This is a genomic window from Mariprofundus aestuarium (assembly GCF_002795805.1).
GTDB lineage: Bacteria > Pseudomonadota > Zetaproteobacteria > Mariprofundales > Mariprofundaceae > Mariprofundus > Mariprofundus aestuarium.
In genome coordinates this window covers 240,057-255,817 of record NZ_CP018799.1, presented here as the reverse complement: position 1 = coordinate 255,817, position 15,761 = coordinate 240,057, and the positions used below count along the sequence as shown (strand labels likewise).

At 53.2% G+C, this 15,761-nt stretch carries 19 protein-coding genes; 12 read left to right on the top strand and 7 right to left on the bottom strand.

The features are described from left to right. The 4 genes from Ga0123461_RS01315 to rlmN all read left to right on the top strand — a co-directional run bounded on the left by Ga0123461_RS01315 (position 1) and on the right by rlmN (position 3,911). Positions 1-315, top strand: a complete 315-nt coding sequence (locus tag Ga0123461_RS01315; protein ID WP_100276696.1) for a (2Fe-2S) ferredoxin domain-containing protein — start codon at positions 1-3, stop codon at positions 313-315. A gap of 119 nt (positions 316-434) precedes the next feature. Beyond that, on the top strand, positions 435-2,366 hold the full coding sequence (locus tag Ga0123461_RS01310) for a lytic transglycosylase domain-containing protein (protein ID WP_198507087.1): 1,932 nt from the start codon (positions 435-437) through the stop codon (positions 2,364-2,366). Between the two features lie 69 nt (positions 2,367-2,435). Then, positions 2,436-2,780: a 4Fe-4S dicluster domain-containing protein gene (locus tag Ga0123461_RS01305; protein WP_100276694.1), complete on the top strand. Its 345-nt coding sequence runs from the start codon at positions 2,436-2,438 to the stop codon at positions 2,778-2,780. Positions 2,781-2,843: 63 nt separating this feature from the next. Continuing rightward, the gene (gene rlmN / locus Ga0123461_RS01300) at positions 2,844-3,911 is read left to right on the top strand and encodes a dual-specificity RNA methyltransferase RlmN (protein ID WP_100278621.1); all 1,068 of its coding nucleotides are present in this window, start codon (positions 2,844-2,846) and stop codon (positions 3,909-3,911) included. Positions 3,912-3,955: 44 nt separating this feature from the next. On the opposite strand, the gene Ga0123461_RS01295 is transcribed toward rlmN, so the two are convergent. The 3 genes from Ga0123461_RS01295 to ampD all read right to left on the bottom strand — a co-directional run bounded on the left by Ga0123461_RS01295 (position 3,956) and on the right by ampD (position 5,442). Beyond that, positions 3,956-4,165, bottom strand: coding sequence for a YgaP family membrane protein (locus Ga0123461_RS01295; RefSeq protein ID WP_100276693.1), 210 nt, complete (start codon positions 4,163-4,165; stop codon positions 3,956-3,958). A 75-nt stretch (positions 4,166-4,240) separates the two neighbouring features. Beyond that, positions 4,241-4,903 (bottom strand): Crp/Fnr family transcriptional regulator, encoded by a 663-nt coding sequence (locus tag Ga0123461_RS01290; RefSeq protein ID WP_100276692.1) that lies wholly within the window; start codon positions 4,901-4,903, stop codon positions 4,241-4,243. Further along, positions 4,900-5,442 (bottom strand): 1,6-anhydro-N-acetylmuramyl-L-alanine amidase AmpD, encoded by a 543-nt coding sequence (gene ampD, locus Ga0123461_RS01285; protein ID WP_100276691.1) that lies wholly within the window; start codon positions 5,440-5,442, stop codon positions 4,900-4,902. The genes Ga0123461_RS01290 and ampD overlap by 4 nt, the downstream gene beginning before the upstream one ends. Positions 5,443-5,539: 97 nt before the next feature. On the opposite strand from ampD, the gene Ga0123461_RS01280 reads away from it, so the two are divergent. Then, the gene (locus Ga0123461_RS01280) at positions 5,540-6,448 is read left to right on the top strand and encodes a cation diffusion facilitator family transporter (RefSeq protein ID WP_232710269.1); all 909 of its coding nucleotides are present in this window, start codon (positions 5,540-5,542) and stop codon (positions 6,446-6,448) included. Next, positions 6,445-7,353 carry a type II and III secretion system family protein gene (locus Ga0123461_RS01275; protein ID WP_100276690.1) on the top strand — a complete coding sequence of 303 codons (909 nt, stop codon included), beginning with the start codon at positions 6,445-6,447 and terminating at the stop codon, positions 7,351-7,353. The genes Ga0123461_RS01280 and Ga0123461_RS01275 overlap by 4 nt, the downstream gene beginning before the upstream one ends. Before the next feature lie 17 nt (positions 7,354-7,370). Here Ga0123461_RS01275 and katG read toward each other — a convergent pair whose 3' ends face one another. After that, positions 7,371-9,542 (bottom strand): catalase/peroxidase HPI, encoded by a 2,172-nt coding sequence (gene katG, locus Ga0123461_RS01270; protein ID WP_100276689.1) that lies wholly within the window; start codon positions 9,540-9,542, stop codon positions 7,371-7,373. Positions 9,543-9,604: 62 nt separating this feature from the next. After that, positions 9,605-9,826 (bottom strand): DUF2061 domain-containing protein, encoded by a 222-nt coding sequence (locus tag Ga0123461_RS01265; RefSeq protein WP_100276688.1) that lies wholly within the window; start codon positions 9,824-9,826, stop codon positions 9,605-9,607. Positions 9,827-9,949: 123 nt separating this feature from the next. Here Ga0123461_RS01265 and Ga0123461_RS01260 point away from each other — a divergent pair, with 123 nt between their 5' ends. Next, positions 9,950-10,840, top strand: a complete 891-nt coding sequence (locus Ga0123461_RS01260) for a hydrogen peroxide-inducible genes activator (protein ID WP_100276687.1) — start codon at positions 9,950-9,952, stop codon at positions 10,838-10,840. A gap of 28 nt (positions 10,841-10,868) precedes the next feature. Here Ga0123461_RS01260 and Ga0123461_RS01255 read toward each other — a convergent pair whose 3' ends face one another. After that, positions 10,869-11,150: an EF-hand domain-containing protein gene (locus Ga0123461_RS01255; protein ID WP_100276686.1), complete on the bottom strand. Its 282-nt coding sequence runs from the start codon at positions 11,148-11,150 to the stop codon at positions 10,869-10,871. Positions 11,151-11,227: 77 nt separating this feature from the next. Between Ga0123461_RS01255 and Ga0123461_RS01250 the strand changes: the two genes are divergently transcribed. From Ga0123461_RS01250 to folA, 3 genes are read left to right on the top strand one after another with little or no spacing between them, the layout of a single operon-like run. Then, a complete protein-coding gene (locus tag Ga0123461_RS01250; protein ID WP_100276685.1) occupies positions 11,228-12,061 on the top strand; it encodes a thymidylate synthase in 834 nt (277 codons plus the stop codon). Positions 12,062-12,111: 50 nt separating this feature from the next. After that, on the top strand, positions 12,112-12,993 hold the full coding sequence (locus Ga0123461_RS01245) for a Dyp-type peroxidase (RefSeq protein WP_100276684.1): 882 nt from the start codon (positions 12,112-12,114) through the stop codon (positions 12,991-12,993). 38 nt (positions 12,994-13,031) lie between these two features. Next, positions 13,032-13,532, top strand: coding sequence for a type 3 dihydrofolate reductase (gene folA, locus Ga0123461_RS01240; protein WP_100276683.1), 501 nt, complete (start codon positions 13,032-13,034; stop codon positions 13,530-13,532). Positions 13,533-13,543: 11 nt separating this feature from the next. Here the strand turns inward: folA and Ga0123461_RS01235 are convergent, their stop codons facing one another. Next, positions 13,544-14,326 (bottom strand): glucosaminidase domain-containing protein, encoded by a 783-nt coding sequence (locus Ga0123461_RS01235; protein WP_100278619.1) that lies wholly within the window; start codon positions 14,324-14,326, stop codon positions 13,544-13,546. A 108-nt stretch (positions 14,327-14,434) separates the two neighbouring features. Between Ga0123461_RS01235 and Ga0123461_RS01230 the strand changes: the two genes are divergently transcribed. Both Ga0123461_RS01230 and Ga0123461_RS01225 read left to right on the top strand, forming a co-directional pair. Then, a complete protein-coding gene (locus Ga0123461_RS01230; protein WP_100276682.1) occupies positions 14,435-15,433 on the top strand; it encodes a serine/threonine protein kinase in 999 nt (332 codons plus the stop codon). A 66-nt stretch (positions 15,434-15,499) separates the two neighbouring features. Then, entirely contained in the window at positions 15,500-15,703 is a 204-nt protein-coding gene (locus Ga0123461_RS01225) for a SlyX family protein (protein ID WP_100276681.1), read from the top strand. The last annotated feature ends 58 nt before the right edge of the window (positions 15,704-15,761 follow it).

Below are 15,761 nucleotides of genomic sequence, written 5' to 3'. Positions count from 1 at the left end.
ATGCCTAAACCGATGATGATGCCCTACAAACGCCATGCCATTATGTGCTGCGGCAAAAGCTGCGGAGAAAACCTGCCACTACTCAATTACCTGAAAGAGAAGGTGGCTGCAGCAGGGCTCATTGTTGGCGATCCCGATGCCGTACGCGTCAACCGTGCTGGCTGCCTCGGCGTTTGCGCTGAAGGGCCAATCATGGTCGTTTATCCCGAAGGGGTCTGGTACTGCAACCTCAACCAGAGTGCTATTGACCGCATTATCGATGAGCATTTCCGTGGTGGTAAGGTCGTAGAAGAGTTCGCTTTTTATAAGATGTAAGGCTCTAGCTATCACGGGTGAAATGGATGCGCTTATTCACACTTTCTTGCCGCCACTGGCGAAATCAAAGAAAGCCAACTAAGCTCGCATCAAGGGCAACTTCCCTGGAAGGGCGAAAAATGCGGGCTGCAGGACTGGTTTTTACCATATTTTTTCTCTGCGCTTCTATTGCGCAGGCTGCTACTCCGACTCAAAATCGGGAGTGGTTTGAACAGGCGCGCTTAGCCCTGAACAAGAGCGATGAGCAATCATTCAAGTCGCTTAGAGCACAGCTGGAGAACTATCCACTAACCCCCTATCTCGATATCTGGCTGGCCCGTAAAACCCTTGAGAGGGGTAATGACAAGCTTGTAGAGCAAACGCTGAAACAATATCCAGAGATTCCGGAATCGCCTAGTCTGCGTTTAGCCTGGCTTAAATATCTGGCTAAACACGGCGAATGGGAGCAGGTCATAAAGCTGTTTGATGCCCATCCGCAAGACCGGGCTCGCCTGCCGGAGACCTCTATGGTCGCAACCTGGCACAGTGGCAAAAACAAGCAGGCTATTGCACTATTTTCCTCGCACTGGATTAAAGACAAAAAAATAAGCACCTTCACTGAGAAGCTTCATCGAAACTGGAAAAAGGCAGGCCATCCAACCCTGGATGAGCGCTGGCAGCGCATCGGCAACTATGCCCGTCATGGCAAATGGAAAAAGATTAAGCGCGAAGCACTCCACTTGCCTAAAGAGATACAGCCACTGATAACTTACTGGCAGCAGGTTCAGCACGAACCTGAAAAGATGCTCAATCAATGGCCTGAAAATATTGACCCTCTAACAGCCGAACTGATTCTCAATGACGGGCTAATCCGACTGGCCCGCTCCGATGCAGGCAAAGCGTGGCATCTGCTGTTGGAACTTTCCCCAAAAGTTACCATTGCAGAAGAGAAACTGGCCATGTTGAAGCGCCAGCTCGCGCTACGAGCGGCAAGGCAGCACATGCTTGAGGCAGGTGAATGGTTAAGTCAGCTGCCCGAATCGCAACAGTCTGACGAGACGCGCAGCTGGCAGGCCCGCATTTACATCCTGCACCACGACTGGAAAAAAACACTTGCCGTCATTGATGGCATGCCCACTGAGGAGCGGCAACTGAGTAGCTGGCTCTACTGGAAGGCGCGTGCGCTGGAGATGACAGGGCGCAGTGAACTGGCCAGACCACTCTACCTGCTGCTGGCAAATGACCGTGGCTATTACAGCTTTCTTTCCAGCGAACGGCTTGGGGTTCCCCTAAAGTTCAACAACAGTGGGATCGAATCTTCCCCCGAAGATATCAAGATGATTTCCCAACTGCCAGCCATTCAGCGCGCCTATGAATGGCTGCAGCTCGACAATGCAAACAAAGCAAGTCGCGAATGGAACATGGCTTTGCATGGCAAGAGCAGAGCCATATGGCGTGCGGCCGCCACGCTTGCATCAGAGTGGAACTGGTATGATCAGGCAATTCGCGCAGCCTATAAAGCCGATGAGAATGATGCGCTTGTTGCACGGTTTCCGCTCGGATATGAGGGCGCTGTTTCAGAAGCTTCGAATGAGAGTGGCCTCACCACCGCCTCGATCTGGAGCATTATCCGTCAGGAGTCCGCATTTAACCGGCAGGCAACATCCTACGTTGGAGCTAAAGGGTTAATGCAGCTGATGCCAAGAACCGCTCGCGGTGTAGCTAAAAAACTTAATCTTGGATCAAGCCACTCCGACCTCTTCTCTCCTAAGGTTAATGTGCGGCTGGGCTCAGCCTATCTGGCGGAGATGAACGAGAGGTTCGGCAACCTCGCTCTCGCTGCAGCCGCCTACAATGCAGGCCCCCACCGGGTTTCACTCTGGGTAAAGCGCACCCCTTTCGACGGTGCGGAATCATGGGTGGAAGGCATTCCATTCAATGAAACGCGCCGTTATGTGCAGCAGGTCATGGCCTTTATTGCCGTCTATGAGTGGCGTCAGGAGAAAGTGCCAACCAGCCTGATAGAGCGCATCGGTGGTGTGAAGAAAGTAAGCCTGAGCGAGGTTCGCTGATCAGCATATAGCCATATTCGCTTGCCCTTGTTAGTCTGCGCGCCGAATTTGTGAGTGAGGTAATAACCCATGGCATTTGTAGTCACCCAGCTGTGTAAGGATTGTGTAGATACCGCATGCGTTGCGGTATGTCCGGTCGACTGTTTCTATCAGCCAAAAGATATCTCTGATGAGACCCCGAATATGCTCTATATCTCTCCGGAAGAGTGCATCGACTGCGCTGTCTGTGAGCCGGAGTGCCCATGGGAAGCGATCTACCCTGAAGAGGACGTGCCTGAAGTGTTCGAGTCCGACATCGCACTGAATGAACTGTGTGACGATGAACGCGACCTGTTTGACCTGGCCGAAGTAAAGGATCACACGCCACCATCGGCTGAAGAGGTCGCAACCAACAAGGCCAAATACGGCCTCTGATCTCAGAAGGATTGAACTTCTTAACGCATGTGCGGGCAACTGCACATGCGTTTTTTTATTGCTATGACTGAAAAAAACCTTCCCCCACTGATCGGTATGAGTCATGAACAGCTTGTTCAGCTCTGCCACGATGCAGGTGCCAAGCCGGTGCATGCAGAGCGCATTATTGCCTCCCTGTTCCGCCACTATAACAGTGACATAACGGCCATCCCTGAGCTCCCCACCGTGCTGCGCAACTATCTTGCGGAACATGCCACTACCTTTGAACCGGAATGCACAGCCCTGCAGCAGGCTGAGGATGGAACGCGCAAGCTGCTGTTGAAGATGGCAGACGGCAAAGAAGTGGAGACGGTGTTGATTCAGGGGCCGGGCAGGCTTACCCAGTGCATCTCCACGCAGGTTGGCTGTGCAGTTGGATGCACCTTCTGCCTGACCGCAACAGCGGGGCTGACCCGCAATCTTTCCACCGCCGAGATGGTGGCACAGGTGATGATGGGGCAGAAGATAGGCAACCGTCAGGTTCGCAACCTGGTATTGATGGGCATGGGCGAGCCATTTCACAATTACGATGAAGTGGCAAAATTTGTACGCATCGCCTCTGACCCAAAAGGCATGGCCTTCTCGCCCAACCGTATCACCCTCTCCACCTCTGGACTGGTGCCGGGCATCTACAAAATGATTGAGGATAAGCTACCCTGCAATCTGGCTGTTTCACTGAATGCGACGACCGATGAAGTTCGTGACCGGGTGATCCCGATCAACCGCAAGTACCCGATTCTTGAGCTGTTGCATGCAATTCGCGACTACATCAAAGCGCGCGGCAACAAGCGGGTACTAATCGAATATGTGCTGCTGGCTGGTGTGAATGACAGCATTGAAGATGCCAAACGGCTATGTCAGCTGGTGGATGGGATGGGATGCACTGTGAATCTGCTGCCGTTTAACGCCTTCCCGGGATCAGCCTTTAAGAGCCCCTCCGATACCGCAGTTTCCACCTTTCGCGACATACTGGTTGAAGCGAATATCATCGCCGTGGTTCGCTCATCCCGAGGTCGCGACATCTCGGCTGCCTGCGGCCAGTTAAAAACTGAAGTGCTGAAAAAACGACTGCGCACACCACACTCCAGATAAAAAAAACGGCCCCGAAGGGCCGTTGCTATCAAACAAGCTTACCTTTAGTCCGCTTTCTTACCGCAGGTATTGATGCTCAGGATGGGGTAAAGCGGGCAGAATTTAATCAGTGCAGTCAGTACAAACACACTTCCTGCAGCTATTGCCACCACATTCCATGGTGATTCCAGGCCACCCATATAACCCAAGGCAATCACTGCCGCGCCTGCCACCAGACGTAAAATACGGTCAATCGATCCTACATTCGCTTTCATTTCTAACCTCCTCAGGTTATCCCTTTACTGATGGGGCGATAGTATGCCTCTTGATATTATTGTTCCGTGATATTGTCACAAATCTTCAGTCGCCAGTCGCTTCATCGCTGAAAGGTCGGAGAGCCCCACTTCGCCACGCTTGAGCATCACAAACGAACGACGTTCAAAATCCTTGAGGATTCGGCTTACCACCTCGCGCGCAGTGCCCAGTTCGGTAGCAAGCTGCTGATGCGTCAGACGCAATGTATGGCTACCGTCATCCAGCTCCAGCAGGCGGCGGGCAAGGCGAACGTCCATGCGCCCGAATGCAACATCCTCAATCAGTGCCATCAGGTCAGCGATACGATCGGAGATCATGCTCAGAGCAAACTTGCGGAATTCGCTGTTGGCGAGAAGTTCATCAAAGCGACCGGCTGGAATCAGCACCAGCTCCGTCTCTACCTCTGCAATGCCTTCAGCAGGATAAGGTTTATCTCCGAGCAGACAGGCACTGGTCAGCATACAGGTCTGCCCATCCTCCACCCGGTAGAGCACGATCTCGCGCCCCTCCACATCCATCTTCTGCACTCGCACTGAGCCATTAAGGACAAATACATAACCCTGACAAGCATCACCATCGCGAAACAGCACGGTACCTTTGGGAACCCTCATTGGCACTAGCGCCACAAGCTCACGGCTTACCGCATCAGATAACCCCTTGAGCGACGGAAAAAGAGAGAGCCATCCGTTTGTTGTCATATAACCTCCAGGTTCAGTCGCCGGATTCGATGCAGGGAACGATCAAATTTCGCCCAATCCCACTGTTTTCCAGGATCCCATTTGCGCCCCGGCGCAATATCGCTATGCCCCACAATACGGTGCCGCCCAATTGCTGGAAAGCGCTGCATCAGCTCCCGGCAAAGGCGTGCCGTTTCGCGGTATTGCGCCTGTGTAAACGGATGCTGCTCATCGCCGATCATCTCAATACCGATAGAGAAATCGTTGCATCCCTCCTGCCCCTGCCATTGGGACACACCGGCATGCCACGCCCTACGTTGGCACGGAACAAACTGCGCAATCACCCCTTTGCGGTCGACCACGAAGTGGGCAGATACCTTTAAGTTCTGCAGGTCGGCAAATGAGGGGTGTGCAGTGCAATCAAGCCTTCCCATAAGCAGCTGCTCAATATGCAATAGTTCAAACTTCCCCGCAGGCAGGCTGATTGCATGCAGCACAATCATATCAATCGGCATTTCGGCAGGCCTCGCATTATGATGGGGTGAATTCAATACACGCATGGCTCTATCATGGTATCTCTCTTTAACGATGTCATCCTTTGCCACTCATTCCGGGATTGCATCTTTATTCATCCTGAGAATAGGGCAGAATCTCCGCATGAATATGACCTCCCCCGAGGAAAAAGCACGCCTGATGAAGCTGGCGACCTATGCCTCAACATCGGTCGCCGTTGTCCTTATTATCTGTAAAGCCGTTGCCTGGCTGATGACCGACTCGGTCAGCCTGATGGCCACGCTGATCGACTCCTGCCTAGACGCACTGGCCTCCATGGTTAATCTGATTGCTGTCCGCCATGCACTTGCACCGGCAGACAAGCAGCACCGCTTTGGACATGGCAAGGCCGAAGCGCTGGCAGGCCTAGGGCAAGCCACCTTTATTACCGGCTCCTCCCTGTTTCTCCTCCTTGAGGCCATCTCCCACTTCTGGAACCCGCAACCCATTAGCGAGATGCCAATCGGCATAACCATTATGATCGTCTCCATTATCGCCACGCTTGGCTTGATGGCGTTTCAGCAACATGTGATCAACAAAACCGACTCCACTGCGATCAAGGCTGATCGCCTGCACTACAAAACCGACCTGCTGGTCAATGGCAGTGTTATCGTCGCCCTGCTACTGGCCTACTACGGCTGGGCAGGCTTTGATCCACTCTTCGCCCTGCTAATTGCCGGTTATATTCTCTACAGCGCCTGGGAAATTGCCCAGGAGTCACTCGATCTTCTGATGGACCGTGAGTTGCCTGACGAGGAGCGCCAGAAGATCAAGGCGATCGTCCATGGACACCCGGAAACCCTTGGCATGCATGATCTGCGCACTCGCAAATCGGGAACAACCATATTTATCCAGCTTCACCTTGAACTGACCGACAGCTTAACCCTCATGAGAGCCCATGCGATTGCAGACGAAGTTGAAGCCCTGCTGATTGCCGAGTATCCGGGTGCAGAGGTGATTATCCATGAGGATCCGGCCAGCCTAACTGAGGTTCATCCGGAATTTTCCGCGTGAAAAAACTACTGGCCGGACTCTTTTTTCTCTGCTGTATAGCGGCACCCGCCCGAGCTGCCACCGAGGTGATCGATATCTACTCGCTTCCCATCAGCGAGGCGGCTCAAGTTGTACAGAGTCAGCTCTCGGCCACCGGAAAGGTCATAGAGCTCCCATCCCAGCGCCGGCTTGTCATCGAGGATGATACGGAGCATCTCGACAAGGCCAAGGCACTACTCAAGCAGCTGGACCAGTCGACACCCCAGTACTCTGCCATTGTTGAACTCGCGGATTTCAACAGCACTCAACTTAACGGCTCTCAGCTCTCCGGAGCAGCTACTGTTGGCAGCTTGCCTGGCGGCTGGGTGCAGCTTGCCGTGAACAGCGACAGGCAGCGATCGCGCAGCACTCAGATGTTCCAGCTACGCATCAGCGCAGCACGGCCCGGCAGCATAGAAACAGGCACGATCCGCTCGTTCAGCCGTGAAACCCAGCTCTGGCTCAGCGGTTACGGTATTGTTAAAGCCAACAGTGTCGAATTGGTTCCGATCACCTCAGGATTCACCGTCACCGCATGGCCTGTCGGCAACGATCAGGTACGGGTACGCATTACCCCGTGGATGCAGCGGCTTGATCCACAGGTAAGCGGCCGCCATGAGATGCTCATCGACATGGGCACGGCACGCACCCCAGCTACCCCACCTTCCGGCAAGGCCGACATGCGCCTGAACGCCGTGCCACAACTGCAAGGTAATCCGGTGATTGAGATTGCAGGAGCTACAACAGAAGTGACGATGCCACTGGATCAGACCATCACCCTCGCCGCTTCCAGCAGTGAGGCGGGGAAATTAGGTGCAGCCCTGCTTGCAGGGCAATCATCCGTCGGCAAACGAGAGTTTATCATTCGCCTGCGAATGACCCGTTAACCTTAATAAAGGCTGTATCAAGCGTTTCTGGCAAGATCAAAGCGATCCAAATCCATCACTTTGGTCCAAGCATTCACAAAGTCATGTACAAACCGATCCTGCGCGTCAGCTGCAGCGTAGACTTCCGCCAAGGCGCGCAACTCAGAGTTTGAGCCGAAGATCAGATCGACACGTGTTGCACTCCATCTCACTTCGCCACTCTCGCGACCACTGCCTTCAAATAGGTTTTCATCGTCAGCGTTCGCTTTCCAGCTGGTCGCCATGTCGAGTAGATTAACGAAGAAGTCGTTGCTCAGCACTTCCGGCCGGTCGGTGAAAGCACCGTGCTGACTGCCAGCGAAGTTGCTATTCAGCACACGCATGCCACCCACAAGCACGGTCATCTCTACCGGAGTAAGGGTGAGCAGTTGCGCTTTGTCGACCAGTAGTTCTTCAGCGGACAAGCTGTATCGATCTTTCTCATAGTTGCGGAAGCCATCTGCAATCGGCTCCAGAACAACGAATGATTCAACATCTGTCTGCTCCTGTGAGGCATCCGTGCGTCCGGGTGTGAACGGTACAGTAATATCCTTGCCAGCACTTCTGGCTGCCTGCTCAACAGCTGCGCTTCCGGCCAACACAATAAGATCAGCCATAGACAGTGGTTTATTAAAGGCGCTGCGGATCGATTCGAGTGCCTTAAGCACTTTGGCAAGTTGCACCGGCTGGTTCACTACCCAATCCTTCTGCGGTGCCAGACGAATGCGGGCTCCATTTGCTCCGCCCCTCATATCCGAACCACGGAACGTGGAGGCCGACGCCCATGCTGTTGAGACCAACTCGCCAATCGAAAGGCCGGAATCAAGGATCATCTTCTTAAGCGTAGCGATATCATCATCATTGATCAGTTCATGGTCCACGGCAGGGACAGGGTCCTGCCAGATCAAGACTTCTGAAGGCACTTCAGAGCCCAGATAGCGGGAGCGTGGCCCCATATCGCGATGGGTCAGCTTGAACCATGCGCGAGCAAAGGCATCGGCAAATTGATCGGGATGCTCGTAGAAGTGGCGTGAGATCTTTTCGTAAGCCGGATCAAAGCGCAGGGCGAGGTCTGTGGTGAGCATGGCCGGTACATGACGTTTAGATGCGTCATGTGCATCAGGCACTGCATCCGCAGCTGCGCCGTTTTTAGGCTGCCACTGATGTGCGCCAGCCAGACTCTTTGTCAGTTCCCACTCGTAGTTGAACAGATTGTAGAAAAAGTTATTGCTCCACTGGGTAGGCGTAGTTGTCCAGGTCACCTCCAGACCACTGGAAATGGTGTCACCAGCCATGCCTGAGCCATGACTGCTCTTCCAGCCAAAGCCTTGCTCTTGAATGCTTGCGGCTTCCGGTTCTGCACCGACAGCTGCTGTATCAGCGGCACCGTGGGCTTTACCGAAGGTATGACCACCGGCAATCAGTGCGACAGTCTCTTCATCGTTCATCGTCATGCGGGCAAAGGTGTCGCGAATATCTCTGGCCGCAGCCAGCGGATCTGGATTGCCTCCAGGACCTTCAGGATTCACATAGATCAGCCCCATCTGAACGGCAGCCAACGGGCTTTCAAGCTCTTCGTGTTCACCGCTATGACGCTGGTTTGCCAGCCACTCTTTTTCACTGCCCCAGTAGATGTCTTTCTCAGGCTCCCATATATCTTCGCGGCCACCGGCAAAACCAAAGGTTTTAAATCCCATTGACTCCAGTGCCACATTACCTGTCAGGATCATCAGATCAGCCCAGGATATTTTGCTGCCATACTTCTGTTTAATCGGCCAGATCAGTCGGCGTGCCTTATCGAGGTTAACGTTGTCCGGCCAGCTATTAAGGGGAGCAAAGCGCTGGCTACCGCTGCTTGCGCCGCCACGTCCATCGGCAGAGCGGTAGGTGCCTGCGCTGTGCCAAGCCATGCGAACAAACAGTGGGCCGTAGTGGCCGAAATCGGCTGGCCACCAGCTTTTAGAATCGGTCATCAAGAGATGTAGATCTCGCTTCACAGCCTTAAGATCAAGGCTTTTGAATGCTTCAGCGTAATTAAAACCATCGCCCATCGGATCTGATCGACTCGAATGTTGGCGTAAACCATCCAGTTTTAGCTTGTTGGGCCACCAATCTTCATTCGAAGTGGATTGTGATGTGGTGTGGTTGAACGGGCATCTGTTTTCAGACATGGGGGGCCTCCTTAAATTGATCTGAAGTTGTTGGCTGCGATTGTGTTGCCATCAAGGTGATCTCAACTGCCGGTCATTGGCTGGAGATTCATTGCCGAAGCATCGGCGTTTTGGCTACGATTTTTTGATTCCCAGAATTTCTCGTGAAAGAAGTAGGCGATGGTATTGATCATCGGTTCAACCAGAGCAATGGCACCACCGACCAACAGGCTCCCAGTCATCAGATAAGCAACGCTGAATGCGACGGCCATATGGAGAACTCCAAATGAAAATGTCTTTTTCATAGCAACCTCCTGATTCAAGAACTAGCTAAAGTCAGTATACGCGCATCTTTATTATAAATAAAATTGGATATATCTATGATAACAATTCATTATTTAGATCGATAGCAGCACAGGAGGTGTGCAGTGGCCCCGACAATCAAACAGTTGAAGTATTTAATTGCACTGGATGAACACCTGCATTTCGGCAAGGCATCTGCCTCCTGCTTTATTTCACAGTCGGCCTTCAGCATTGCCATCAAAGAGCTTGAAACAGTACTAAATGTGCAGCTGGTCGACCGCACCAACAAGAGTGTGGTGATCACTGAGGCGGGGCGAGCCGTTATAAGTCAGGCGCGCCACTGCATCCGTGATCTGGAAGTGCTGATGAGTATTGCCAGCAGTGAGCAGGAGCCGTTAAGTGGCAAATTGACGCTGGGTGTTATACCTACCATCGCCCCGTTTTTATTGCCGCCATTGATCCCTGAAGTTCTGAAGCAATTCCCTAAGCTGCAGCTTTTTTTGCGTGAGGATAAAACAGCTGTGATTCACGAACAGCTGCTTGATGGGAAGCTCGATCTGATTCTTGTTGCCCTGCCGTTTCAAATGCGAGGCATGACGGTGATGCCACTGTTTAAAGACCCCTTCCTTCTGGCGTGCCGACGAGAGAGCAGATGGATCAACGCCGGGGTTGACCTGGCTTCATTGCCTGATGAGAGCATTCTGTTACTTGAGGATGGACACTGCCTGCGTGATCACGCTTTAGAGGCATGCCACCTGCGCAACTCCAATCAGATCAATAGATTTTCTGCAACAAGCCTGCAGACACTGCTGCAGATGGTTGTGGCTGATCTCGGTATTACATTCTTGCCTGCTATGGCGAAAGGGTCATTGATAGGAGACAACTCTGCATTAGAGCTGCATCCGTTGCCTGAACAAAACAGCCGTGAAATCGGATTGGCCTGGCGAAAAGGCAGCGGTCGAAGCGGTGAGTTCACTAAAATAGGAGAGCTTCTTCAGCTATTGCATCAGGGATAACAATTAAGATAAAGAACTCCGGGGAAACTTAGCGCTCGAGGCGGTACCACTGGGCCTTCTTCTGTTGCCAGAAATCGCGGTACTCCGCATCTGTTACTTCGCCATCACGATTCGCATCCATCTCTCTGAACCGGACTCTGGCCCGCTGGTTCACCATGGCCATATATTCGCTGAGAGAAACGCTCTCACTGCCGTTGCCATCGAGCTCCATGAAGTGATCAACAATCTTGTCGGTGGAAGTTTTCGGACCTGCCCATGCTCCGGAAGCGGTCAGGCAAAACATCAGCAGCGCAAAAAAACGAATAAACATGGGGACCTCACATCTGTTGCCGACTCATGCGGCTGACGGCATCATATCCAAATTGATTTCAGCAGGCGAGGGGAAACATGAAGGCCTATCTCGATTTAATGCGCCATGTGCGCGACCACGGCACCCAAAAGGGAGACCGCACTGGTACCGGTACAAAATCTGTGTTCGGTTACCAGATGCGCTTTGACCTATCTGAGGGCTTCCCGATGGTGACTACCAAAAAAGTACACCTGAAATCGATTATCCACGAGCTGCTCTGGTTCCTTAAAGGAGACACCAATACAAAGTATCTCTCCGATAACGGCGTTAAAATATGGAATGAGTGGGCGACTGAAGACGGCTCACTGGGCCCTGTTTACGGTTTCCAGTGGCGCAACTGGCCAACGCCTGACGGCAAGCTTGTCGACCAGATTGATGAGCTGATCGCACAGATTAACTCCAAACCCAACTCCCGCCGCCTGATCGTTTCTGCATGGAACGTTGCCGACCTGCCAGACGAATCGATCTCACCACAGGCCAATGTAGCCAACGGTAAAATGGCACTTGCTCCCTGCCACGCCTTTTTCCAGTTTTATGTTGCCGACGGAAAACTCTCCTGCCAGCTCTACCAGCGCAGTGCCGACATCTTTCTCGGAGTGCCATTCAATATCGCATCTTATGCCCTGCTGACAATGATGATTGCTCAGGTGTGTGGCCTGAAACTGGGCGATTTCATACACACCTTTGGCGATGCACACCTCTACTCAAACCACATGGAGCAGGTGGAGGCACAGCTTGCACGCCAACCGTTCGCACTGCCGACCATGAAAATCAATCCGGATGTAAACAACATCTTCGATTTCAAGTATGAGGACTTCGAGTTGATCGACTACGAATGCCACCCGGGCATTAGGGCACCGATCGCCATCTGATTTGCTATACTCATATGGCGGCTGCAAACCAGCACAGGAGGTATAAGCGCATGGATCACTCACAATCAGGCATACTGGCCGATGTGCCAATGCAGGCGCGATACCTTACCTTTTCGATCGCTTCTGAATCAGGGCTTCAGACTGCCCTTTATAAACTGGCAGACTTTGCCGACGGTGAACAAGCCGTTGTCGGCATAGGCAGACCTGTTACCGATTCGCTAGGGATTACAGTTCCAGGATTGACGGGCTTCCCGGTCATAGAGGGGGCGCAGGTGGAAATCCCCTCCACTCAGGCCGCACTCTGGTGCTGGCTGCGCAGTAATGACCGCGGTGATCTGGTACACACGGGCAGGAAGCTTATTGAACTGCTGGCCGATGCCTTTACCTGCGACAGCATTGTTGACGGTTTCCGTTACGATATCGGACGCGACCTGACCGGCTACGAAGATGGCACGGAGAACCCGACCGATGATGCAGCTGTTAAGGCAGCACTTGTTAGCGATGCAGGTGTAGGGCTGGATGGCAGCAGCTTTGTGGCAGTGCAGCAGTGGGTTCACGACTTGGATGACTTTCTCACGCGCCCGCAGGAAGAGCAGGACGATATAATCGGACGCAGGAAATCGGACAATGAAGAGCTGGCTGATGCGCCAGAAACTGCACATGTAAAACGTACCGCGCAGGAGGATTTCGAGCCGGAAGCATTTGTCCTGCGCCGCTCGATGCCGTGGGCTGATAGCAGCCATGAGGGGCTGGTATTTGTCGCCTTTGGTAAAAACTTCGATGCTTTCAACGCCCTGCTTAAACGCATGGTCGGTGCAGACGATGGTATCGTCGATGCCATGTTCAGCTTCACCACCCCGGTAAACGGAAGCTTTTACTGGTGCCCTCCCATGCGCAATGGAAAACTCGATCTAAGTGCCCTTGAGCTATAGCCATTGCAATTAGCACGCGCTTTTCAGAGCCTTGGCTCATGACTAAACCGACACTTTCCCTGATCTGGGCCATGGACAGAAACCGATTGATCGGCAAAGAGAATGCATTGCCGTGGCGTCTGCCAGCCGATATGGCATGGTTTAAAAAGAGCACCATGGGCAAGCCGATCCTGATGGGTCGCAAAACCTATGAGTCAATCGGCCGCCCCCTGCCGGGGCGCACCAACCTGATCCTGACGCGTCAGCCGGATCTGAAAATTGAAGGCTGCAGGGTAGTCCATTCGCTGGAAGAGGCATTGGCCGCTGTGCCGAATGCCGAAGAGGTCATGGTCATGGGTGGGGCGGAGATCTATGCACTACTGCTCTATCGTGCCGAACGCCTCTATATCACCGAGATTGATGGCTCTTTTGAAGGCGATGCATGGTTCCCTGTATTCGATCGCAACGACTGGTCTGAAATCCACCGTGAAATGCATCAGCCGGATGATAAAAACCTCTATCCTTACAGCTTCGTGACCCTGGAGCGCGCCAAAGGCTGATCAAGACTGCGTTAGCTGGAGGCGATCAGCGCCCTGTTGCTGCGAATCATCGCCTGAATGATCTTCACATACGCCATGCCACGTTCCGAATAGGACTTCAGCCCAAGGGCCAGATGCTCGGCATCCAGTGGCTGGTTGCGTTTGCGCTGCTCCATCCTGAGCTTGCGGAACGACTCATAGGCCCGCGTGGTATTGATGTTATTCATATAGGCGCGCACTGACTCCTGTGCATCGTCAAAGCGCCGCACCTCGTGTGTGGCTCCGGGCGCACGCTGCTCTGGCACAATGCCGCACCCTTTCGAGTAACACCACTGTCCAAAATAGTTGTTTCCTTCATTGGCGAAACGGGATTCCCCCCATGCTGACTCATTGGCCGCCTGCACCAGCGCCATCTCTACCGGCACCGCATCGACACGCACCAGAAGTGCCTGCACCAACGCCTGATCCGGCTGGTCGCCAACCTCCATGCGGTACTCTTCAGCCAGCAACCTCACTGTTCGCTTCTCCATCCAGCTTAACTGCTTGCTTGAACTCATCTGCTGCAGCGCAGAGCGCTGCTCCAGTGTGCGGGCGTTCTCCTGCTCCACCAGCGGTTTCATCTGCACAAAAAACGCCTGCTTTTTCTGGCTGACATCATTGCCGGACTGTGCACTTTCCCTGCCATCTGATTTTGTGTCTGGTGCGTTGACCAGCTTGGCTGAACAGGCAGCCAGCACCAGCAGTGCAGCCAGCCAGAGAGCAGGCATGAGTCTGAGACGGAGTGCAGGCGTTGAGTGATAAGTATTGTTATCCATGACCGCCATACTAAAGCAGTGGCCCGCCGGCTCTGTGACCGGAGGCACAAGGCAGACTGCCCCTAGAATGCTGGATACCTCTTGCTCTTACGGTGTTAGCGTTGCTCGATGAAACAGGATGAGAGAGATTCATTTTTCCGGCTTGGACCGGAACAGATACTGCAGGCGGTTGAGAGCGCGGGCTATGATTGCGCAGGGCAGTTGCTGGCTCTTAACTCCTATGAGAACCGGGTCTACCTCGTTGGCGTTGAGTCCGGATCGCTGGTGGCTAAATTCTACCGCCCCAACCGCTGGTCAGATGCTGCAATCCTCGAGGAACATGCATTTACCCTCGAGCTGGCTGATCTCGACATACCGGCCGTACCGCCGATAGTTATCGACGGCAGTACGCTATTCCACTTTCAGAACTACCGTTTCTCACTCTATCCGCTCAAAGCCGGGCGGGCCCCCGATCTGGAGAGCAAGGAACAGCTGGAGCAGCTCGGCCGCTATATCGGCCGCATCCACGCCCTTGGTACAACCTGCAGTTTTAAACATCGGCCAACACTGGATGTTCACACCTTCGGTGATGACTCCTGTGAATTCCTGCTCGAAAATGGCTTCATTCCCCCAGAGCTTGAGGCGGCCTATGAAAGCGTAGCCAAGGATCTCCTTGATGTTATTGAGCTGCGTTTTGAAAGCATTAATCCTGAATTGATCCGGCTGCATGGCGATGGGCATCAGGGAAACATTCTCTGGGAAGCCAAAGACTATGGATTGGGAGGACCGTATATCATTGATTTTGATGATGCGCGCATGGGCCCTGCCATTCAGGATCTCTGGATGTTTCTCTCAGGTGATAACGCCCAGGTGAACGCCACACTCGATATCCTGCTCACCGCATATACGCAGTTCCACGATTTCGACACCAGTGAACTTAGCCTGATCGAACCGTTGCGCACACTGCGTATCATGCATCATGCAGCCTGGATGGCTCGTCGCTGGGATGATCCGGCATTCAAGTATGCATTCCCGTGGTTCAATACGCAGAGCTACTGGGAGCAGCATGTGTTGATCCTGAAGGAGCAGATGGGCGCGATGCAGGAGCCACCGCCACAGTGGATATAAACAGATGCCTCGGCATGCAGCGTGAAGCTGCTGCATTCACCGGGCAGCTAAAGTAGGGTGAGGCGCATGGAAGAGCGACTGATCGAACTGGAAACCAAAATCTCATATCAGGATCATATCATCGGCGAACTGAACGATGTGGTGACCCGCCAGCAGCAACAGATCGACAGGCTGGAAAAAGAGATGAGACACATACGTGAGCATATGAAGGTAGACAGCTCATCAGGGCTCGCCCGACCCGATGAAGAGACACCTCCGCCCCATTACTGATTTCAAGGCTGTTTCCGTTCTTACAAAGCACAGCTATAGTTGCCACATCACTTTTCAT